General features: G+C 40.1%; 16 protein-coding genes and 2 pseudogenes. 16 read left to right on the plus strand and 2 right to left on the minus strand.

Features of this window, described 5'->3' with window-relative positions; all coding sequences use genetic code 11:
- The first annotated feature begins 22 nt into the window (after positions 1-22).
- From RRV45_RS03115 to RRV45_RS03185, 15 genes and pseudogenes are all read left to right on the plus strand, one after another.
- On the plus strand, positions 23-328 hold the full coding sequence (locus RRV45_RS03115) for a YerC/YecD family TrpR-related protein (RefSeq protein WP_315667287.1): 306 nt from the start codon (positions 23-25) through the stop codon (positions 326-328).
- A gap of 545 nt (positions 329-873) precedes the next feature.
- Complete coding sequence (locus RRV45_RS03120; RefSeq protein WP_315667288.1) at positions 874-1,557, plus strand: heptaprenylglyceryl phosphate synthase; 684 nt, start codon at positions 874-876, stop codon at positions 1,555-1,557.
- Positions 1,558-1,625: 68 nt separating this feature from the next.
- Positions 1,626-2,309: pseudogene (locus tag RRV45_RS03125) on the plus strand (UvrD-helicase domain-containing protein); the annotation flags it as partial.
- Between the two features lie 741 nt (positions 2,310-3,050).
- On the plus strand, positions 3,051-4,916 hold the full coding sequence (gene ltrA, locus RRV45_RS03130) for a group II intron reverse transcriptase/maturase (protein ID WP_410489355.1): 1,866 nt from the start codon (positions 3,051-3,053) through the stop codon (positions 4,914-4,916).
- Between the two features lie 96 nt (positions 4,917-5,012).
- A pseudogene (locus RRV45_RS03135) lies at positions 5,013-6,557 on the plus strand (3'-5' exonuclease); the annotation flags it as partial.
- Between the two features lie 49 nt (positions 6,558-6,606).
- A complete protein-coding gene (gene ligA, locus RRV45_RS03140; protein WP_315667290.1) occupies positions 6,607-8,613 on the plus strand; it encodes an NAD-dependent DNA ligase LigA in 2,007 nt (668 codons plus the stop codon).
- Positions 8,614-8,651: 38 nt separating this feature from the next.
- On the plus strand, positions 8,652-9,800 hold the full coding sequence (locus tag RRV45_RS03145; protein ID WP_315667291.1) for a CamS family sex pheromone protein: 1,149 nt from the start codon (positions 8,652-8,654) through the stop codon (positions 9,798-9,800).
- A 233-nt stretch (positions 9,801-10,033) separates the two neighbouring features.
- On the plus strand, positions 10,034-11,581 hold the full coding sequence (pruA, locus tag RRV45_RS03150) for an L-glutamate gamma-semialdehyde dehydrogenase (RefSeq protein ID WP_315667292.1): 1,548 nt from the start codon (positions 10,034-10,036) through the stop codon (positions 11,579-11,581).
- Between the two features lie 467 nt (positions 11,582-12,048).
- Positions 12,049-13,341: an isocitrate lyase gene (gene aceA / locus RRV45_RS03155; protein ID WP_315667293.1), complete on the plus strand. Its 1,293-nt coding sequence runs from the start codon at positions 12,049-12,051 to the stop codon at positions 13,339-13,341.
- A gap of 259 nt (positions 13,342-13,600) precedes the next feature.
- Positions 13,601-14,029: a YueI family protein gene (locus RRV45_RS03160; RefSeq protein WP_315667294.1), complete on the plus strand. Its 429-nt coding sequence runs from the start codon at positions 13,601-13,603 to the stop codon at positions 14,027-14,029.
- Between the two features lie 465 nt (positions 14,030-14,494).
- Positions 14,495-14,785: an Asp-tRNA(Asn)/Glu-tRNA(Gln) amidotransferase subunit GatC gene (gene gatC / locus RRV45_RS03165; protein WP_315667295.1), complete on the plus strand. Its 291-nt coding sequence runs from the start codon at positions 14,495-14,497 to the stop codon at positions 14,783-14,785.
- Positions 14,786-14,798: 13 nt separating this feature from the next.
- Positions 14,799-16,256, plus strand: a complete 1,458-nt coding sequence (gene gatA / locus RRV45_RS03170) for an Asp-tRNA(Asn)/Glu-tRNA(Gln) amidotransferase subunit GatA (protein ID WP_315667296.1) — start codon at positions 14,799-14,801, stop codon at positions 16,254-16,256.
- Positions 16,257-16,268: 12 nt separating this feature from the next.
- Positions 16,269-17,696 carry an Asp-tRNA(Asn)/Glu-tRNA(Gln) amidotransferase subunit GatB gene (gene gatB / locus RRV45_RS03175; protein ID WP_315667297.1) on the plus strand — a complete coding sequence of 476 codons (1,428 nt, stop codon included), beginning with the start codon at positions 16,269-16,271 and terminating at the stop codon, positions 17,694-17,696.
- 205 nt (positions 17,697-17,901) lie between these two features.
- The gene (locus tag RRV45_RS03180) at positions 17,902-18,465 is read left to right on the plus strand and encodes a thioredoxin family protein (protein ID WP_315667298.1); all 564 of its coding nucleotides are present in this window, start codon (positions 17,902-17,904) and stop codon (positions 18,463-18,465) included.
- 29 nt (positions 18,466-18,494) lie between these two features.
- A complete protein-coding gene (locus RRV45_RS03185) occupies positions 18,495-19,550 on the plus strand; it encodes an NAD(P)H-dependent flavin oxidoreductase (protein ID WP_315668914.1) in 1,056 nt (351 codons plus the stop codon).
- A gap of 52 nt (positions 19,551-19,602) precedes the next feature.
- Here RRV45_RS03185 and RRV45_RS03190 read toward each other — a convergent pair whose 3' ends face one another.
- Entirely contained in the window at positions 19,603-20,535 is a 933-nt protein-coding gene (locus RRV45_RS03190) for a manganese-dependent inorganic pyrophosphatase (protein ID WP_315667299.1), read from the minus strand.
- A gap of 151 nt (positions 20,536-20,686) precedes the next feature.
- Between RRV45_RS03190 and RRV45_RS03195 the strand changes: the two genes are divergently transcribed.
- On the plus strand, positions 20,687-21,436 hold the full coding sequence (locus RRV45_RS03195; protein ID WP_315667300.1) for a metallophosphoesterase family protein: 750 nt from the start codon (positions 20,687-20,689) through the stop codon (positions 21,434-21,436).
- A gap of 63 nt (positions 21,437-21,499) precedes the next feature.
- Here the strand turns inward: RRV45_RS03195 and plsY are convergent, their stop codons facing one another.
- Positions 21,500-22,126: a glycerol-3-phosphate 1-O-acyltransferase PlsY gene (gene plsY / locus RRV45_RS03200; protein WP_315668915.1), complete on the minus strand. Its 627-nt coding sequence runs from the start codon at positions 22,124-22,126 to the stop codon at positions 21,500-21,502.
- Positions 22,127-22,217 lie beyond the last annotated feature (91 nt).

Consider the following 22,217-nt stretch of genomic DNA (forward strand, 5'->3'; position numbering starts at 1 on the left):
ATATTTAAAGGGGTATGAGCATATGCAAATTGATAAATTAAGAGGAAAAGAGCTGGATCAGTTATTTAAATCGATTTTATCATTAAAAGATTTAGAAGAATGCTATCGTTTTTTTGATGATCTATGCACGGTTAATGAGATTCAATCTTTAGCCCAGCGTCTTGAAGTTGCCCGTATGCTTACAGAAGGAAAAACATATCATAAGATCGAGACCGAAACAGGTGCCAGTACCGCAACCATATCTCGTGTCAAACGCTGCCTCAATTATGGAAATGATGCTTATGAGATGGCTTTAGAGCGAATTAAGGAAGACGAATCTATTAAATAATAATATATTCCATACATGAAAAGCCGCGGGTTTTGATCCCTGCGGCTTTTTGGGGTTTAGGATTTTATTGTGCAGGTCCCCGACATTTAGTGTCCTTTAAAACTAAGTTAAAGGACATACCTTGGTGGCTTCCTCCAATCTGTGTCCTTTAAAACCAAGTTAAAGGACAGACATTGGTGTTTTCACTCATTCTGTGTCCTTTAAAACCAAGTTAAAGGACATACTTTGGTGTTTTCACTCATTCTGTGTCCTTTAAAACTAAGTTAAAGGACATACTTTGGTGTTTTCACTCATTCTGTGTCCTTTAAAACCAAGTTAAAGGACATACTTTGGTGTTTTCACCCATTCTGTGTCCTTTAAAACTAAGTTAAAGGACAGACATTGGTGATTTCCTCCATTTAGTGTCCTTTAAGCTTTTATTGTTTTTTAAAATTATTGGGAAGCGTAAACATTTTTGGATTTTTGTTGTTTCGCGCTTTACTTTTTGATTTATTTCACTAATGATATAATGTTGAAATGGAATGATAGAATGGGGGAAAGTATGGATGTATGATGTTCGCGAGTGGCGCCATGTGTTTAAGCTCGATCCAGATAAATATATTTCTGACGAGGATTTAGAAAAGATTTGCGAGTCAGGTACCGATGCACTTATTGTAGGTGGAACGGATGGAATCACATTAGATAAGGTATTGGACCTAATGGCTCGTATTCGCCGATATACGGTTCCGTGTGCGCTGGAGGTATCCTCTATTGAAGCGATTACACCTGGATTTGATTTATATTTTATTCCAACGGTTTTGAACAGCAATGAGACAAAGTGGATTTCGGGACTTCACCATGAAGCCGTGAAAGAGTATGGAGAAATTATGAACTGGGATGAAATATTCGTGCAAGGTTATTGTATTCTTAATGAGGAATGCAAAGCAGCAAAGCTGACAAATGCAAATACCGGTTTAACTAATGAAGATGTTAAGGCTTATGCCATTATGGCAGAAAAAATGTTCCATCTCCCTATCTTTTACCTAGAATATAGCGGGAAATATGGAGATCCCAAGCTGCTGTCAGAGGTTAGGAAAACTCTTGAAAATACAACCTTGTTCTATGGCGGTGGAATAGAAACAGCTGAGCAGGCTCTTGAGATGAGTACTTTTGCAAATGTAATAGTAGTTGGAAATGTTATTTATACGGATATTCATGCTGCTTTGGATACAGTTAAAGCTGTACGTTAACAGTTGAATGGCATAAGATAATGAGTTAATATTAGAAATAGAACATACGTTTGGCGGTGAGTAAAGAAATGAATTTTTTAACAGATAAGCTTTTAAAGGGGTTAAATCCTGAACAGCAAAATGCCGTAAAGGCAACAGATGGGCCCCTATTAATTATGGCAGGTGCCGGCAGTGGCAAGACAAGAGTGTTAACACACCGCATTGGCTATTTAATGGTAGAAAAGGGAGTAAATCCTTATAATATTTTGGCTATTACCTTCACGAATAAAGCCGCACGAGAGATGCGTGAGAGGATTCAGAAAATGATGGGCGGAGCGGCTGATGAGATTTGGATCTCGACCTTTCACTCGATGTGTGTGCGGATATTAAGAAGAGATATTGACCGCATTGGGTATAACCGGAATTTTACCATTCTGGATACAACCGATCAGCAGTCCGTTATTAAAGGGATTTTAAAGGATAAAAACCTCGATCCGAAGAAATTTGATCCGCGTGCCATCCTTGGTTCCATTAGCTCGGCAAAGAATGAACTAACAACACCCGAGGAATTTTCAAAAACAACTGGCGACTATTATCAGCAGGTTGTAAGTGATGTTTATTCAGAATATCAAAAGAGACTCAGAAGAAACCAAGCACTAGATTTCGATGATCTCATTATGATAACCATTCAGCTTTTCCAGCGTGTACCGGATGTTCTGGAATATTACCAACGAAAATTCCAGTACATACATGTCGATGAGTATCAGGATAGTGCGACACGTTGCTAACTGAAAAGGTTAGCCACTAGAATAATTTCTAGGAGAACTAAGAATCTGATGAGTCGAATGATGGGGTAACGCCCTGAAAGGCTCGCCTAATCCTCCGAATAGCGTTCGGGCGGTGCAAAACGTCTGAGGGTTATAAGCTCGGTGAAGTCGGTTGAAGGTCATCCTAACGTGAAAGTCGAGGAAAGCTCTCTGGAGGCAGGGGGTATGGCTAATAGACCGGGGTTCTACAAAATACCTATGATGAGAAATTAGATGTAACAACCATCTATTGACGAAATTCCGAATGTACGGCTCTAGAGGTATAACTATTCGAAAGGATAGTCCGCCACGCGCGGGTTAGTGGGGTAAAGTAAGATTTGTCTTTATGAAATACCTTATGGTGTTAAAGGCACCATCCAGCTAACAGGGCTAGAGGAATCATCTAAGGGTATATGAATAGATAGGATTCTTGGAACGTGGTAAGCCGATAACGTGGAGAGTTTGCACTCTATGAAGCGGTGTTAGGAAAGCATTAATTGTATAACTAACTTTATATCGGTGAAGGTAGTGGCACAGTACCGGTGAAGCTGTGATAACAAGCAGTGGAGGGATAGCCACTAGTCAACTAATAGAAGACGGACATTTAACACACAGAAATCAGGTTCGAGTATGACTAAGAGAAGTGAAAGCTGAAATTTACAAATCGCTAGGATTTGTAAATGAGGTGAGTAATTGACTGATACCAAAATGAAACCGAAGAAGTTGAAACGGCAAAAGCTGAGGAATAATGAGTATTACAACACGCAAGATATTTTTGATTCTCTTTACAAGAAAAGCACTGAAGGGAAAATCTTTAACAACCTATATGAAATGGTAGTACATCCGGCCAATATTAAACTTGCTTTTCGAAACATCAAGAAAAATCTAGGCAGCAAAACGGCAGGAGTAAACAAAAATACCATTTTCGAAGTAGGTCTTAGAAGTTCTGAAACACTTGTAAAGTATGTTAAAAATAGACTTGAGGATTATAAACCTCATAAGGTTAGACGTAAGGAAATTCCTAAACCTAATGGTGGAGTTAGACCGCTCGGAATACCAACAATCGAAGATAGACTTATACAGCAGTGTCTTAAACAGGTGCTAGAGCCTATATGCGAAGCTAAGTTTCACAAACATAGTTACGGTTTCCGCCCTAATCGCGGAACACTGCACGCATTTTCAAGAGCGGTCACACTAGCTAATAAAAACAAACTACATTATGTTGTAGATGTTGATATTAAAGGCTTCTTTGATAACGTTGACCACGGGAAACTGCTTAAACAACTCTGGTCATTAGGGATAAGGGATAAACGAATACTTTCGATAATTAGTAAACTGCTCAAAGCTGAAATAAAAGGATTTGGAAAACCGACAAAAGGGACTCCGCAGGGTGGAATTATATCACCACTTCTTTCAAACGTAGTTTTAAATGAATTTGATTGGTGGATTAGCAATCAATGGGAAACGTTTGTAACGAAAAGAAATTACACAAGACAACGTATAATTAGCGGAAAAATGAGGGTTGACCAATCAGCAAAATATCGAAGTTTAAGAGATCATTCCGATCTAAAAGAAATGTTTATCGTTCGATACGCAGACGACTTCAAGATATTTTGTCGGGATCATCAAATCGCCTTTACAGTATTTGAAGCAGTAAAGAAATGGCTAAAAGAAAGATTAGGTTTAGAAATTAGTCACGAAAAATCGAAAGTAGTAAACCTTCGGAAAAACTATTCTGAGTTCCTTGGGTTCAAATTCAAGGTAATTCCAAAAGGGAAAAAGCGTGTTGTAAAATCGCATATGTCGGATAAAGCCAAACGAAAAACAGTTGATAAAATTAAGACCAAGTTAGAGAGTATCCGCAGGCATCAAAAAAGAGCCGAGGTTACAAAGTTTAACTCTACAATACTTGGCTCTCACAACTACTATCGACAGGCTACCGAAGCGGTTAAAGATTTCAGTGAAATTGCTTACTCAGTCAAACGAATCCTGTACAACAAATTAAAAAAGGTCAGAAGCAAAAATGGTGTAATAACGAAATACTACCAGATTGCTTATAAAGATTATCTTGGTAAGAAGAAAATCTTTGCTTGTGGATTAGCTCTGTTTCCAATAGATGGAGTTAAACATAAGAAACCAATCAACTTCACTCAAGAAAAAAACAGTTATACTGCAGAAGGAAGAGCCTTGATTCATAATAATCAAGAAGCCGTACCATCCTTTATGGTTCACTACCTTATGGAAAATCCAATTAAGTCTGAGAGTATGGAGTACAATGATAATCGCTTATCGAAGTACATCGCACAACATGGGAAATGTGGAATAACAGGTAATGAATTAGAGATTGGCGATATGGAACTTCATCATAAGAAACCAAAATCAAAAGGTGGAACAGACTCTTTTCAAAATTTGTTGTTCATCACAAAAGATGTTCACAAATTAATACATGCAGTCAATCACAAAACCATTAAGAAGTATCTATCAATACTAAATCTTTATGAGGAAAAACTGAGTAAAGTTAACGACCTTCGAAAACGTGTTGGGAACTGTGTAATTGAAAATGTGACGAGCTAGTAGTTGATGGGGCGCCGTATGAGGTGAAAGTCTCACGTACGGTGCTAAGCGGGGGAAAAGACGGAGATGACTTCAAACTCTTACCTATCGCAACCAAACCGAGCTCAATATATGCTCGTAAAGCTTTTAGCAGCAAGGTTTAGAAATCTATGTGTTGTAGGTGACTCGGACCAGTCTATTTACCGCTGGCGCGGGGCTGATATAGCCAATATCCTTTCCTTTGAAAAAGATTATCCAAATGCTAAAGTGATTCTCCTTGAGCAAAATTACCGATCCACGAAAAGAATTCTTCTTGCAGCCAACCAAGTGATCTCAAGAAATATGAATCGAAAGCCGAAAAATCTTTGGACAGAAAATCCTGAGGGAAATAAGATTTTTTATTTTCGGGCAGATAGTGAGCAAGGGGAGGCACAATTTGTTGTTGGCAAAATAAAAGAACTAACGAAAGACGGAAATCGGAATTTATCGGATATTGCCATTTTATATCGCACGAATGCACAATCCCGTGTAATGGAGGAAGTTCTTTTAAAATCAAACATCGAATACTCCATCGTTGGAGGAATTAAGTTCTACGATCGCAAGGAAATTAAAGATATTCTTGCCTATTTAAGACTTATCGCAAACCCTAGTGACGATATAAGCCTGCAAAGAATTATTAATGTTCCAAAACGCGGAATAGGTTCTGGAACAATTGATAAGATTGCTAACTTTGCATTGCTGCACGAGATGACGATGTTTGAAGCTTTGCAATCTGTTGAACTAATCGGTTTAAGTCCGAAGATTACAAAGGCGGCAGCAGAATTTAGGGATTTAATAAATAACTATACGCAAATGCAGGAATACCTTTCTGTTACGGAATTAGTAGAAGAATTGCTGGAGAAATCAGGTTATCGGGAGATGCTGATAGCTGAAAAATCACTAGAAGCCCAAAGCCGGATTGAAAACCTGGATGAATTTCTATCTGTAACGAAAAGCTTTGAAGAGGCAAGCGAAGATAAAAGCTTAGTTGCCTTTCTAACGGATTTGGCGTTAGTTGCTGATATTGATAAGCTAGATGAAGATGGAGAAAAGGCGGATGCTGTTGTTTTAATGACTCTTCACTCGTCAAAAGGTCTTGAGTTCCCTACTGTCTTTTTAATTGGTCTGGAGGAAGGGGTTTTCCCTCACAGCCGATCACTAATGGAAGAGGCAGAAATGGAGGAAGAACGCAGGCTGGCGTACGTTGGAATAACAAGGGCTGAGCAAGAGTTATTTTTGACCAATGCCCAATTGAGAACATTATTTGGCCGTACGAATATGAACCCGCCATCTCGCTTTATTAGAGAAATACCTGAGGATTTGCTAGATGGACTTCAGCCGGTAAAAAGATCAGCTTCGCCTTTTGGAGGCACAGCGTTTGGATCTTCATCCGAGGGAAGGCCTATGCCTAGAAAGCCAGTGATTCGTCCAGCCATGAATGTAACAGGCGGGGATGAATTAGGCTGGAAGGTTGGCGACAAAGCGGTGCATGGCAAATGGGGTACGGGTACCGTTGTTAGTGTGAAGGGCGAAGGAGAAGGAATTGAATTGGATATTGCCTTCCCAAAACCAATCGGAATTAAACGTTTATTGGCTAAGTTTGCGCCGATAACTAAGGGATAGCATCTTTTTTTAGTAGCAGCGAGTTTTTTCTAAGATAGGGGTTGAATGAATGGACCTTCAAATGGCGGAAACAAAAGTAAATGAATTGAAGAATTTATTAAATCAATATAATTATGAGTATCATGTTCTTGATCAGCCATCTGTTCCGGATGCGGAGTACGATCGGCTTATGAGAGAGTTAGTTGAAATAGAGGAAAGTTTTCCGGAACTGAAATCATCGGATTCTCCTACACAGCGGGTCGGCGGAGAGGTTCTGGATATGTTCGAAAAAGTACAGCACCAGTCCCAAATGCTAAGTCTCAGCAATGCTTTTAGCGAGCAAGATTTAATCGATTTTGACCGCCGCATCCGTCAGGTTGTCGGGGATGATTTTTCCTATGTATGTGAGTTGAAAATTGATGGTTTAGCCGTGTCTCTTCGCTACGAGGATGGATTATTTGTTCTTGGCGCAACGAGAGGGGATGGATCCACTGGAGAGAATATTACAGCTAATCTGCGAACGATTCGTTCCATTCCGCTTCGCTTAAATGAGGAGGTTTCGCTGGAAGCCCGCGGCGAAGCATTCATGCCAAAGCGGTCCTTCGAGGCATTGAATGAGCAAAGAATGGAGAAGGGTGAGGAGCTTTTTGCCAACCCACGAAATGCAGCAGCTGGTTCATTGCGTCAGCTTGATCCGCGAATTGCAGCTTCAAGAAACCTTGACATCTTCTTATATAGTGTGACAGATACAGGTGAAGCAGCTATTGATTCACATAGTGAGGCATTGGACTTTTTAGATACACTTGGTTTTAAGACCAATAAAGAGCGAAAAAAATGTGCAGACATTCATGAGGTCATTGAATATGTAGAAAAATGGACGAAAGAACGTCCTCAGCTTGCGTATGAAATAGATGGAATTGTGATTAAGGTGGACTCGTTTGAGCAGCAGCAGGATCTCGGTTCAACAGCAAAAAGTCCGCGCTGGGCGATAGCCTATAAATTCCCTGCAGAAGAGGTTATTACAACCTTAAAGGATATTGAATTAAGCGTAGGCAGAACAGGTGTCGTTACTCCAACAGCCATCCTAGAACCAGTCCGTGTAGCAGGAAGTACAGTGCAGCGTGCTTCCCTTCATAATGAGGATTTAATTCGAGAAAAGGATATCCGAATTGGGGATAAAGTCGTTGTGAAAAAAGCAGGTGACATTATCCCTGAGGTGGTAAATGTATTAGTTGACCAAAGAACTGGTGAAGAAGCAGAATTTCATATGCCGACTCATTGCCCAGAATGTGAAAGTGAGCTAATCCGCCTAGAAGGGGAGGTCGCTTTACGCTGTATTAACCCAAAGTGTCCAGCGCAAATCCGTGAGGGTCTCATTCATTTTGTTTCCCGAAACGCGATGAATATTGATGGACTCGGAGAAAAAGTGATTGGTCAATTATTTGGAGAAAATCTGATCCATGATGTGGCAGATTTATATAAGCTGAAGTATGAACAGCTTATTGGGCTTGAACGAATGGGAGAAAAATCTGTTCAGAATTTATTGGCTGCGATTGAGGCGTCTAAGAAAAATTCTCTTGAAAAGCTGATTTTTGGCTTAGGCATCCGTCACGTTGGGGAAAAAGCTGCTAAAACCATTGCACAGCAATTTGGTTCAATGGCAGGTCTTGAAACAGCTACTCGCGATGAGTTTCTTGCGATAAATGAAATCGGTGAGAAAATGGCTGATTCAATCGTGGCCTTTTTCGAACAGGATGGGGTTAAAGAACTTCTACAAGAGCTCAGAGAAGCAGACGTGAATATGGAATATAAAGGTCCTAAGCCAATCTCAGCTGAAAATTCAGAGTCGATTTTTGCTGGAAAAACAATTGTGTTAACAGGTAAGCTTGAGCAGCTGTCTAGAAACGAGGCAAAAGACAAGATTGAATCCATGGGCGGAAAAGTATCTGGAAGTGTAAGCAAGAAAACAGATATTGTGATTGCAGGTGAGGATGCAGGTTCTAAGCTGACGAAAGCACAGGAACTAGGGATCGAAATTTGGGATGAAGAGAGACTTGTGGAAGAATTACAGGATTAAATTTTCTAAAGACTAAAGGTAAGAGAGTGGGAAATTCCGTGAAAAAATTAATGTTGCTTGCTCTTTCTTTAAGCCTTCTTCTTGCCGGATGTGCACCAAATTTTAATGAACAGGATGAAGTAGTCCGCGAAAAAGAGGATGCTAAAGAGAAAGCAATAATTCCTAGCTTTAAGATTTCAGATCAGTATTACCAAACGGTTTTGCCTTTTGAACCTAGTGAATCGAGAGGACTGGTCGTAGGCAATATTAATTCAAAATATGATATTACAGAGTTTGAAACGGGCCTGATGAGGGTAGCCCAAAATACTTTTGACCCAGATAAATATTTGTTTCAGGAAGGTCAGCATTTAAAAAGAAAAACAGTGAGCCTCTGGCTAAACCGAAAATTCACTGCTGCCCAATTAGAAGAGAATAAATTAAAGGAAGAGGAAAACATTGGACTTAACCCTCTTGATAACGGGAAAGAAGAAACTCCAAAGTTTTTGGCCCATATATTAGAACATAATTATTTAGTTAAAAATGATGAGGGCAAGTATAAATTAGGAGGAGTCGTCATTGGGCTTGCTCTTAATTCAGTTTACTATTACCAAAAGATCCAATATGGCCCAACATATGAAACGAAAATTAGCCATGCTGAACTTGAAAAAGAGGGAAAGAAGCTCGCGGATGAGGTATTAAGCAGATTACGAAAAATGGATCAACTAAAGGACGTGCCTATCACAATCGCTTTATTCGAGCAGCAAAGTAAAACATCCGTTGTTCCCGGAAATTTCTTCGCCTACGCCAATGCCCCAAAGGGAAGCACTAAATTAGGTGGCTGGGAAAAGATTGAAGAAAAGTATGTCCAATTTCCTTCATCAGCTGCGACTGAATCTCACCGCGATGATTTAACGTCCTTTTTGAACTTTAAACAAGATGTCGAAGCCTATTTCCCTAATTTTAATGGGGTAATTGGTAAGGCATTTTATGTTCAGGGACAGTTACAAGAGCTATCCATTAATATTCCGATTCAGTTTTATGGGAAGGCTGAAGGGATTGGTTTCACTCAATATGTTGCAGGTCTTATTATGAAACATTTTCCGGAATATATCTCCATAGAGGTTAATGTTTCATCCGTTTACGGCCCGGAAGCCCTGATTGTCCGGAAAGCTGATCAAAATGAACCCTTTGTCCACATCTACAATTAGTATTTTTTGGATTAACTGGAAGACGAAAAATTCACTATTGGTAAAGGAAATGTCTATTTTCACATTCAAATCAGAATGCAAATTAGACCATGATGTTTGAAGGGATAAATCAAAACTGATAATATTGTATTTGGGTGCAAAGCTATACAAAGATAACAGTGAGCACATAATTAGCTATTAGTTTACCTTTGTGTTCATTTGTCATTTTTATTAGATTTATGGAGGCGAAGAAAATGGTACAACCTTACAGACACGAACCATTTACAGATTTTAAATTAGAAGAAAACCGTCAAGCGTATTTAACAGGTTTAAAAACGGTTGAAGGCTATTTAGGAAAAGATTACGATTTAGTTATTGGCGGAGAACGCATTACGACTGAAGAAAAAATTACATCATACAATCCTGCTAATAAGGAAGAAGTGATCGGACGTGTATCAAAGGCAAGCCAAGAGCTAGCTGAAAAAGCAATGCAGGCTGCAGTTGAAGCGTTCAAAACATGGAAAAAAGTAAAGCCGGAAATTCGTGCGGACGTTCTTTTCAAAGCTGCAGCGATTATCCGCCGCCGCAAGCATGAATTCTCCGCTCTTCTAACAAAAGAAGCAGGAAAGCCTTGGAATGAGGCGGATGCGGATACAGCTGAAGCAATTGATTTCTTAGAGTACTATGCTCGTCAAATGCTGCGCATTAAAGATGGTGTTCCAGTGAACAGCCGTCCAAACGAATTCAACCGTTATGACTATATTCCATTAGGTGTTGGAATTATTATTTCTCCTTGGAACTTCCCGTTAGCGATCATGGCTGGTACGACAGTTGCCGCAATCGTTACAGGAAACACAGTATTACTAAAACCAGCTTCAACAACGCCAATTGTTGCAGCGAAATTCGTTGAAGTTATGGAAGAGGCAGGACTTCCTGCAGGTGTTCTTAACTTCGTTCCAGGAAGCGGTGCGGAAGTGGGTGACTACTTAGTTGACCATAAAGACACTCGTTTCATCAGCTTCACAGGCTCTCGTGATGTAGGTCTTCGTATTTTCGAACGTGCTTCAAAAATTAATGAAGGTCAAATTTGGATGAAGCGCCTGATCGCAGAAATGGGCGGAAAAGACACGATTGTTGTCGATAAAGAAGCAGATCTTGAATTAGCTGCGACTTCTATTGTTGCTTCTGCGTTTGGATTCTCCGGACAAAAATGTTCTGCATGTTCTCGTGCAGTAGTTGTGGAAGATGTTTACGATCAAGTATTAAACCGTGTTGTTGAATTAACAAACGAATTAACACAAGGGGATCCAACAGATCCAAACAATTACATGGCGACGGTTATTGACCAAAGTGCGTACAACAAAGTGATGAGCTATATCGAAATTGGCAAGCAAGAAGGTAAGCTAATGACAGGCGGAGAAGGAGACGATTCGAAAGGATACTTCGTCAAACCAACTGTATTCGCTGATCTTTCACCAGAATCTCGCATCATGAAGGAGGAAATCTTTGGCCCAGTTGTTGGCTTTACAAAAGCTAAAGATTTCGATGATGCAATTGACATTGCCAACAACACTGAATACGGTTTAACTGGTGCCGTTATTACAAATAACCGTATGAATCAAGAAAAAGCACGCGAAGATTTCCATGTTGGAAACCTATACTTTAACCGTGGTTGCACAGGTGCTATTGTAGGCTACCAGCCATTCGGCGGATTCAATATGTCAGGAACTGACTCTAAAGCAGGCGGACCTGATTATCTGCTTCTTCACATGCAAGCAAAAACAACATCTGAAATGTTCTAATTTTAAAGGAGTGATTTGTCATTGGGCAGATCACTCTTTTTTCGTTTTTCAAAAATAATCATTTTTGGGCATAGAAAAATGAGCGAAAAATTTAAAAACATTACCTGTTCAAGTTCTCAAAAGGGGGCCACTGGTAAAAGAGGTGCAGTTTAATTGCCCGTTCAAGGTTAAAAAGGCGGTCACCGGTAAAAGGAATACCATCTCATTGCCCGTTCAAGGTTAAAAAGACAGTGATCGGTAAAAGCCGCCCCGTTTCATTCCCCGTATAAGTTCAAAATGCGTCATAACTAGCTGAGGCCCAACTCTTTTAAAATTTCCAACAGATATTGAATACAATTTTCTAAAAATTTAATAAAATAGGGTTCCTTTTTTAAACCACCTGTTATATAATACAAAATGTAGAATATAAATTGTAATATAACAACAAAAGAGGATCATCAAATCATATTAAAGGAGGAGTAACACAGATGACTGAATCAAGAGTGAAGCAATTGCAGGAAAGTTGGGAAATGGATGCAGGATGGAAAGGGATTGAAAGACCATATTCTGCAGAAGAGGTCATTCAATTAAGGGGCTCCATCGACATTGAATATACACTGGCACGGAGAGGAGCAGAAAAGCTTTGGAAGCTTGTGAATGAAGAGGATTTTGTTCATGCGTTAGGAGCATTGACAGGAAATCAGGCCGTTCAGCAGGTTAAAGCAGGATTGAAAGCCATTTATTTAAGCGGCTGGCAAGTAGCGGCAGATGCCAATCTTTCAGGTCATATGTATCCCGATCAAAGCCTGTACCCTGCAAATAGTGTTCCGAGCGTAGTCAAAAGAATTAATCAGGCACTGCAGCGTGCTGATCAAATTCATCATATGGAAGGGGATTCATCTATTGACTGGTTCGCTCCGATTGTAGCTGATGCGGAGGCTGGGTTTGGCGGCCAGTTGAATGTGTTTGAATTAATGAAAGGGATGATTGAAGCCGGAGCAGCAGGTGTCCATTTTGAGGATCAACTGTCTTCAGAGAAAAAATGCGGGCACCTTGGAGGTAAGGTTTTATTACCGACACAGACAGCCGTCAAAAACCTAATTTCTGCTAGACTGGCTGCCGATGTGATGGGGGTGCCGACTCTAGTAGTTGCTAGAACAGACGCAAATGCAGCGGATTTAATTACTAGCGATGTGGATCCATATGATGCACCTTTCATTACGGGAGATCGGACACCTGAAGGATTTTTCCGAACTAAAGCAGGACTTGACCAAGCTATTGCCAGAGGATTAGCGTATGCTCCGTACGCGGACCTTGTCTGGTGCGAAACAGCAGAGCCTAATCTGGATGAGGCAAGGCACTTTGCTGAAGCCATCCATGAAAAGTTTCCTGGCAAACTGCTTGCTTATAACTGTTCCCCGTCATTCAACTGGAGGAGCAAGCTTGATGATGAAACGATTGCGAAGTTTCAGGTTGAGCTTGGAAAAATGGGCTATAAGTTCCAATTTGTTACCCTTGCTGGCTTCCACGCCTTAAACCACAGCATGTTTGAATTGGCTCGTGGCTACAGGGATCGCGGCATGGCTGCTTACTCGGAATTACAGGAGGCTGAATTTGCAAGCGAGGTGCATGGCTATACAGCTACAAGACATCAAAGGGAGGTGGGGACCGGATATTTCGATCAAGTTTCAATGACGATTACAGGTGGAACCTCTTCCACAACCGCCTTAAAGGGTTCAACGGAAGAGGAGCAGTTTACATCTGCAAAACAGGAAGTATAATGCATGAATTGTATTTCTGTAGTATGTTAGCCAATTGACTTTCTTTTATCGATTATCATTCTATCGTGATTTTTGACCAAATTTTTCTCCCGATTTTTCCTCTCTTCTTTGTGAAGGGAGGATTTTTTTGTCGCAGGATTTTTCAAAGGCAGCACCACTTGGTACAATAATACATACATATTAATAGCCCTTCTTTTAGAATCGCTTTAGAAAAAACTTGTTTTGGAGGCTGTTGAAAAAAACAACAGGAGGTTTTACTTTGTCTAATAATATCGATGATTATATCCTACAGGGAATCCATGGCCAGAAAGAGACAAATCCTGATGAACGAAGGAAATTCCTTGGCACATTGCGAGAGCGCATCGTTATTGCCCTTAAGCAATCACAAATAAGAGAAAATGGCATCTATCCTCAAGTTGAAGATGCACTAAAGAAGAATAAAGGAGCCCATCTTTACTTAAATGGAAATATGAGCTATGAAGAATTATCGAAATACACAAAAATAGCATCAAAATACAATGTCGCTTATACGATGGTTACGAATAAAGATTATAATTCAGAAATTGGCTTAGCACTTGCATATGACTATGCGATTGATAAAGAGGAGATCTATGTCAAAATGGCGGTGCCGATCAAAAAAGCAGCCAAAAAGAAAAAAGGACTTTTTTCGTTATTTTCAAAGCGATAATTCAAAATTGTATTCCCACGCACCAAGTCCGTCATTGTTCCAATGATGGGCTTTTCATGGTTAGTATACTCCTCAATTATTGTCACAATTGTGAGTCGTGAACCCTTTATAGTGAGTGTTTTCCCAAATGATCAACACAAACGCGCGTCATGAACCTTTAATAATGATTGTTTTCCTCAATGGTCATTCCAAACGCGAGCATGAATCCTTAATAGTGAGTGTTTTCCTCAATTACTTTTACAAATACTAGCCATTATCTTTTCATAATGATTTATTAAACATTTTTCCAATAACCGTCCGATTTGGACAATGTTTGGTCCTGTACTGCGTTTTGTCGAAATTCATGATAAAATCGCAGAGATATTAGTCGAATATATCGGTTAAAATATTGCTTTAACGTGTAAAAGTTTGATATTATCTATATTATTGTGTCTATGGAATGAACACTTTTGGAGGTGTCGATAAATGTCTAGAATTTCAACTGAACAAGTAAAGCATGTTGCAAACTTAGCGAGACTGGCAATAACAGAGGAAGAAGCGGAGATGTTCACAAAACAGCTGGATTCGATGATTTCATTCGCCGAGCAGCTGAATGAATTGGATACGGATCATGTGGAACCGACTTCCCATGTACTAGATATGAAAAATGTCATGAGAGAGGATGTACCACAGGAAGGGCTACCTCAGTCAGAGGTTCTGAAAAATGCACCAGATCATCAGGACGGGCAAGTAAAAGTACCGTCCATAATCGAGTAAGGAGGGATACACGTTGAGTTTATTTGATCATAAAGTGTCAGAGTTGCATCAGCTTCTGCAAAAGAAAGAATTATCAGTTACTGACCTAGTAGACGAATCGTATAAGCGTATAAGCGAAGTCGATGATAAGGTACAAGCTTTTTTAACTTTAGATGAAGAAAATGCACGTGAAAAAGCGAGTAAACTGGATGAAAAATTAGGTACGGATGAGTCGAAGGGGCTTTTATTCGGAATGCCGATTGGTGTGAAGGATAACATCGTCACAAAAGGTTTGCGCACAACATGCGCAAGTAAGATATTAGAAAACTTCGACCCGATTTATGATGCGTCAGTCATCAATAAATTACATACTGCGGAAACCATTACGATCGGAAAATTAAATATGGACGAATTTGCGATGGGATCCACTACTGAGCATTCTGCTTTCAAGAAGACTCGAAATCCATGGAATTTAGAGGTCGTGCCTGGCGGATCTTCAGGTGGTTCTGCTGCGGCTGTTGCTTCTGGAGAAGTGTTGTTTTCTTTAGGAACAGATACTGGCGGCTCAATTAGACAGCCGGCTGCTTTTTGTGGTGTTGTTGGGATGAAGCCAACATATGGACGTGTGTCTCGCTACGGTATTGTTGCATTTGCTTCATCGTTTGACCAAGTGGGTCCAATTACGCGAACGGTTGAAGACAACGCCTATTTATTGCAGGCGATTTCAGGCCTGGATCCGATGGATTCTACGTCTGCTAATATCGAAGTTCCGAACTTTGTAGAATCATTAACTGGAGACATTAAAGGGTTGAAAATTGCCGTACCGAAAGAATACTTAGGTGAAGGTGTTGGAGAAACGGCACGCCAATCTGTTTTAGATTCTTTAAAAGTCCTTGAAAAGCTTGGTGCAACATGGGAAGAAGTTTCCCTTCCGCATTCTAAATATGCATTGGCATCTTATTATCTGTTATCTTCTTCTGAGGCTTCAGCGAACCTTGCTAGATTTGACGGAGTTCGATATGGATACAGGACAGAGAATCCTGAAAACCTGCTTGATCTATATAAAAAGACACGTGCAGAAGGATTCGGTGATGAGGTTAAACTCCGTATTATGCTTGGAACATTTGCCTTAAGCTCTGGTTACTATGATGCTTACTATAAAAAAGCTCAAAAAGTACGCACACTGATCAAGAAAGATTTTGATGATGTGTTAAATAAATTTGATGTCATCATTGGCCCGACATCACCAAAGCCAGCTTTCAAAATTGGCGAGAAAATGGATGATCCGCTAACTATGTATGCCAATGATATTTTAACAATCCCAGTAAACCTTGCGGGTGTACCAGGAATTTCAATTCCATGCGGATTTGATAATGGCCTGCCGCTAGGGCTGCAAATCATTGGCAAGCATTTTGATGAGAGCACTGTTTATCGTGTGGCACATGCGTTTGAACAGGCGACAGATTATCATAAACAAAAACCGGCACTGTAAGGGGGGAAAACAATGAAATTTGAAACGGTAATTGGACTTGAAGTACACGTTGAATTAAAAACAGATTCAAAAATTTTCTCAGCAAGCCCGAACCACTTCGGTGCTGAGCCGAATACGAATACAACGGTTGTTGATCTTGGTTATCCAGGAGTTCTGCCTGTCCTGAATAAAAAAGTAGTTGAATTTGGGATGAAAGCTGCGATGGCTCTTAACTGCGAAATTGCTCCAGTTACGACATTTGATCGGAAAAACTATTTCTATCCCGATAACCCAAAAGCCTACCAAATCTCTCAGCTTGATAAGCCAATTGGAGAGCATGGCTGGATTGACATTGAAGTGGATGGCTATAAGAAAAGAATCGGTATTACTCGAATCCATTTAGAAGAGGATGCTGGAAAGCTAACTCATGGAAATGGCTATTCATTATGTGACTTTAACCGTGCAGGCACGCCGCTTATCGAGATTGTTTCTGAGCCGGATATTCGGACAGCGAACGAAGCTTATGCTTACCTTGAAAAATTAAAGTCGATCATTCAATATACGGGTGTTTCTGATTGTAAAATGGAGGAAGGTTCTCTTCGTTGTGACGCGAATATCTCGATTCGCCCTGTTGGTCAGGAAGAATTCGGAACGAAAACAGAGCTAAAGAACTTGAACTCCTTTAACTTCATTCGTAAAGGGATTGAATACGAGGTAAGCCGTCAAGAGGAAGTAGTCCTTTCAGGAGGCGTGATTAATCAAGAAACGCGCAGATATGATGAAGCGACAAATACGACAATTCTTATGCGTGTGAAAGAGGGAGCAGACGATTATCGTTATTTCCCTGATCCGGATTTAATTGATGTTCATATTGATGATGAATGGAAAGAGCGGATCCGCGCTGAAATTCCTGAGCTTCCAGATCAGCGACAAAAACGTTATATCGAAGAGCTTGGTTTACCTGTCTATGATGCAGCTGTATTAACTGTCGTTAAGGAATCAGCTGACTTTTTCGAGGCAACTGTAAATGCCGGTGCAGATCCAAAGCAAGCATCCAACTGGATCATGGGTGATGTTTCAGCTTATTTAAAGGCGGAGCAAAAAGAGCTAGATGATACAGCCTTAACACCTGATGGGCTTGCTGGAATGATTAAGCTGATTGAAAACGGCACAATCTCTTCAAAAATTGCGAAGACTGTTTTCAAGGAATTAATTGAAAACGGCGGAGATGCTGAACAAATCGTGAAAGCGAAAGGATTAGTTCAGATCTCTGACGAAGGAGCCCTCTTGAAAATCATCTCTGAAGTATTGGATAATAATCCGAAAATTATCGATGATTATAAAAATGGAAAAGAAAAGGCGCTTGGTTTCTTTGTTGGCCAAATCATGAAAGCAACTAAAGGACAAGCAAATCCTCCATTAGTGAATAAGTTACTGTTAGAGGAATTAAAGAAAAGATAAGATGAAAAAGCTGGTGGATTATTTCCATCAGCTTTTCGACTTTTTATCCAAAAAGTGTCGACATATTTCAAGTGTATTTCCCAGGAAAAGACTTGTTAATTTTCATATAACGACAAAAAATGAAAGCAAGTCTATCCATTTCACTTTCACGGAAGGGATATGTAATAATAAGTAAGAATAACTTCGACTTAATAGGAGGGCTATTATGAGCTTAAATCAATGGTTTGAAAAAGGTTTAACAGCGGATCAGTACATAACAGAAATGACGGTTAACCAGAAGGAAATGACCCTTATTCTTGAGAAATTTTCACTATCAGATGCGGAAAAAGAAAGATTGGCTCCTTTTAAAGAAAAAGGTTTAAAAGCCATTGTTTTAACCGAGGACTGGTGTGGAGATGCACTCTTAAATAACCCAGTTTTATTAAAAATTGCTGCAGAGATTGGCATGGAAGTCAGATTCGTATTAAGGGACCAAAACCTTGAATTAATGGATCAATATTTAACAAATGGAACATCAAGAGCCATTCCAATTTTTATTTTTATCGATAAGGATGGAAAAGAGCAGGCTGTTTGGGGACCAAGAGCGAAACAGATTCAGGAAATAGTTGACCGTGAGCGTGGTCAGCTCCCTTCTCAGGATGATCCTGAATTTAAGGAGAAGCAAATGGCATTATATAAAAGGTTAAAGGATTCCTACGTGGAAGATGCTTCCCTATGGCATATAGTAGCAGAAAGTATTATTGATCGATTGGCTGAACAAAGTAAGTAATTCAAAAGGACGTGCTTGTCGTGAAAAAAATGCAAAATGAGGTAACTGAAAGGCTTGGCATTTCATATCCAATTTTTCAGGCACCAATGGCAGGCGGAATTACAACACCAGCGTTAATCAGCGAGACATCAAACTGTGGCGGGCTCGGCAATCTTGGTGCAGGTTATATGCTTCCGGAAGAAATGAACGAGACAATTAAATCGATTAGAGCGTTAACAGACAAGCCGTTTGGGGTAAATTTATTTGTCCCTAATCATCAGGCTTCTTACACAGAAGAAGGGTTTGCCCATGCCGTTAATGTTTTAAAAAAATATCAAGATGATTTGGGAATAGAAGAAGGCAATCCCCAGATAAATCAAGATTATCAAGCTCTTTATGGACAGCAATTAGAAGTCGTTCTAAATAAAAGGGTGCCGGTATGCAGCTTTACTTTTGGAATTCCTGATGAAAGCGTCATAAAGGAGCTAAAGACGCAGGGAACGATTGTAATCGGAACAGCTACGAATGTGAATGAGGCTTTGGAGCTGGAAGCATCTGGTGTCGATATGATTGTTGCCCAGGGAAGTGAGGCAGGTGGCCACCGGGGGACCTTTCATGAAGAAAGCAGTGGGTTAATTGGTTCAATGGCTCTGATTCCGCAAATTGCAGATGCTGTTAAACTGCCTGTCATTGCGGCAGGTGGAATTATGGATGCAAGAGGAATGGCTGCAGCCTTCATTCTAGGGGCAAAGGGTGTCCAGCTTGGTACTGCCTTTTTAACATGTAAAGAAAGTGGAGCACATTCTATTTATAAGGAAGCCATATTAAATTCGACCGGGGAGCAAACCACGTTAACAAAAGCTTTTTCCGGGAAACTGGCGAGGGGCATTAGCAATGATTTTATAAAGGAAATGGAAGGTCAATCGACCGGAATTCTTCCTTTTCCCTTGCAGAATGATTTAACAGGTCCGATAAGAAAACAGGCTGCTAAATTAAACAACCGGGAGTATATGTCCTTATGGGCAGGCCAGGGGTTGCGTCTAGCAACAGAAACGACCGTCAAGGAATTAATGGATCGTTTAACGAAGGAATACTTGGAATTATAAAGCATAGAAAAAAGGAGGAACAATGGATGTTTCTCCTTTTTTGTAATCATTATTATTTTTCAGTTAAAGCTCTTGTAAGTCCAGGGACGATTTGTTTCTTACGGGAAACAACGCCTTTTAATAGGGCACGGTTATTTTCAAGCTTTACGTTATAAGCCTCTTCCACTGCCTTTGTTTCGTTTCCAACAGCGATGGCAACGGAATCATTGTTTAAAATGTCCGTAAGAACGAAAAGGAATAAATCTAATTCCTTGCTTTTAACAACTTCAGATAGCTTTGCTTCAAGCTCGTCCTGGCGGCTTAGAACGTCATTTAGATCGACAGCATTTACTTGAGCAATTTCCGTTTTGTAATTGCCCATTTGGAATTCCTTAGCGTCAAGCGTGATCAGTTCATCAATCGTTTTATCACTAAGGTCTGCACCTGCCTTAAGCATAGCTAAACCATAATCCTCAGCATTGACTCCAGCAATATCTGCCAGCTCGCGTGCTGCTGCCACATCTTCCTCTGTGCAAGTAGGAGATTTGAACAATAAGGAATCAGAAATAATCGCTGAAAGCATTAATCCAGCGGTTTCTTTGCTGATTTCTACAGCGTTTTCCTTATAGATTTTCTTTAAAATAGTTGCAGTGCAGCCGACCGGCTCAGCACGGTAATAAAGCGGGTCGCTCGTTTCAAAGTTGGCGATGCGGTGATGGTCAATAACTTCAAGAATTCTTACATCACGAATATCATCAGCACTTTGTTGGAATTCGTTGTGGTCGACAAGAATGACTTCACTGACTTCCTTGGATACGGCTTCCACAAGACGCGGTGCCTCAACCTTGAAAGTATCAAGCGCAAATTGAGTTTCAGCATTTACTTGTCCTAAGCGGATCGGTTCTGCCTCTACACCTAATTTTGTTTTTAATTCTGCATACGCTATAGCAGAACAGATCGAATCTGTGTCAGGGTTTTTATGACCGAATACAAATACTTTTGACATAATCCTTCTCCTTGGATAAATAGAATAATTGCATGAAAGCCTGTTGTTATTTTACCATATATGCAACAGCAGAAAAAATCAACTTTCGAAAAAATAAAGGGATATAATTAAATATAGAGAAAGTATTAATAAAAGTTGGGAGGGCAGGCAGATGGGAAGTATAGCGGTTATTTCGGATATTCACGGGAATGTAACGGCACTTGAAGCAGTCATGGACAATATTAAATCCAGAGGGATCCAAACCATATTCTGTTTAGGGGATCTCATTGGCAAAGGCCCAAACTCGCAAAAATCGGTTGAACGAATTAGAGAGAGCTGTGAGGTCGTTGTGCTCGGGAATTGGGATGATTTTATCCAGAGACCGGTTGAAATAGACGAGGTGAAATGGCACCAGGACCAGTTAGATAAGGATGCCCTGAACTATCTTAGTTCCTTGCCATTCCATCATGATTTTTATATGAGCGGCAAATATGTCAGGCTTTTTCATGCTTCAGCGAAAAGTGTGTACCACCGGGTTGTTCCAATGAGAGATACATATGAAGAAAAGCTTGCCATGTTTGATAATACGGAGAACATCAATCATAATGGGAAATTACCAGATGTCGTTGGCTATGGCGATATTCATGCTGCCCTTATCGAGCCTGTGAAACCTCAAAAGACACTATTTAATGCTGGAAGTGTCGGGAATTCACTTGATATTCCCCAAGCTACTTATACCATTCTTCACGGGGATTATCTATCTGACAGGACTGCTCCTTTTTCAATTGAGATTGTCAGAATTCCATATGATGTTGAAAAAGAACTGTCCATAGCAAGGGAAATGGGGCTGCCTAATTTAGAGGCATATGCACTCGAGCTGCGTGAAGCGAAATACAGAGGGCCATTCAAATCAAAGATATAACGATTATTTGAAAAAGAAAGCCGAATATTGGACGATCCAATATTCGGCTGCAATGGAGTATTTTTATGCGCGTTTTGCATTATTTTTTGGCGGAATACGGTCATTCTTTAAATTTTTATCGTTAATTTTTGGTTCACGCCGATGGAAATGATTATGAATATTAGATCTGTGAAGGAAAATCAATAATAATAGAAAAATAGAAAAAATAAGTTCATGCTCGCGGCCAGGTGTGAAAAAGGAATAGACGAGCAGAGTCAGGCCGACTGCTAGTGATCCGTAGTATACATATTTCGATATAAAGATAATAAAGAAAAAAGCAAAATAGGCAGCCAAAAACATCCATATATTCGCTACAAGAAGGACCCCTGCCGTTGTGGCAATCGCCTTTCCCCCTCTAAATCCCGCGAAAATTGGAAAGCAATGCCCCATAACAGCAGAGAGCCCAATTAGTAAGGAATCCGTTTCTACCCCTATTAAAGTAGGAAGAAAGGCGGCAAGAGCCCCTTTTCCAACATCGATAAGCAAGACGATGATAGCGGCTTTTTTTCCAAGAACCCTTAATGTATTTGTGGCGCCTGGATTATTGCTGCCGTGCTCGCGTATATCAATATTAAAAGCTAGCTTTCCAACAATAAGTGCAGTCGGAATGGATCCGATAAGATAGGCAACTACAAACAATAATATTGTCATCATATCATCCTTTAACGGAAAATAGTGGGTGGTAATTCCCATGAATTTGGTAAAGTAATTATTTTTATCTTACCATGGATTGATTTCTGAT

The sequence above is a fragment of the Bacillus sp. DTU_2020_1000418_1_SI_GHA_SEK_038 genome, assembly GCF_032341175.1.
In the GTDB taxonomy this organism is placed as follows: domain Bacteria; phylum Bacillota; class Bacilli; order Bacillales; family Cytobacillaceae; genus Cytobacillus.

Excerpts from the sequence above, each read along its gene's own strand:
- RRV45_RS03115 (WP_315667287.1), top strand. The coding sequence starts at position 23 with ATGCAAATTGATAAATTAAGAGGAAAAGAGCTGGATCAGTTATTTAAA.
- RRV45_RS03120 (WP_315667288.1), top strand. The coding sequence starts at position 874 with ATGTATGATGTTCGCGAGTGGCGCCATGTGTTTAAGCTCGATCCAGAT.
- ltrA (WP_410489355.1), top strand. The coding sequence starts at position 3,051 with ATGAAACCGAAGAAGTTGAAACGGCAAAAGCTGAGGAATAATGAGTAT.
- ligA (WP_315667290.1), top strand. The coding sequence starts at position 6,607 with ATGGACCTTCAAATGGCGGAAACAAAAGTAAATGAATTGAAGAATTTA.
- pruA (WP_315667292.1), top strand. The coding sequence starts at position 10,034 with ATGGTACAACCTTACAGACACGAACCATTTACAGATTTTAAATTAGAA.
- aceA (WP_315667293.1), top strand. The coding sequence starts at position 12,049 with ATGACTGAATCAAGAGTGAAGCAATTGCAGGAAAGTTGGGAAATGGAT.
- gatC (WP_315667295.1), top strand. The coding sequence starts at position 14,495 with ATGTCTAGAATTTCAACTGAACAAGTAAAGCATGTTGCAAACTTAGCG.
- gatB (WP_315667297.1), top strand. The coding sequence starts at position 16,269 with ATGAAATTTGAAACGGTAATTGGACTTGAAGTACACGTTGAATTAAAA.
- RRV45_RS03180 (WP_315667298.1), top strand. The coding sequence starts at position 17,902 with ATGAGCTTAAATCAATGGTTTGAAAAAGGTTTAACAGCGGATCAGTAC.
- RRV45_RS03185 (WP_315668914.1), top strand. The coding sequence starts at position 18,495 with ATGCAAAATGAGGTAACTGAAAGGCTTGGCATTTCATATCCAATTTTT.
- RRV45_RS03190 (WP_315667299.1), bottom strand. The coding sequence starts at position 20,535 with ATGTCAAAAGTATTTGTATTCGGTCATAAAAACCCTGACACAGATTCG.
- RRV45_RS03195 (WP_315667300.1), top strand. The coding sequence starts at position 20,687 with ATGGGAAGTATAGCGGTTATTTCGGATATTCACGGGAATGTAACGGCA.
- plsY (WP_315668915.1), bottom strand. The coding sequence starts at position 22,126 with ATGACAATATTATTGTTTGTAGTTGCCTATCTTATCGGATCCATTCCG.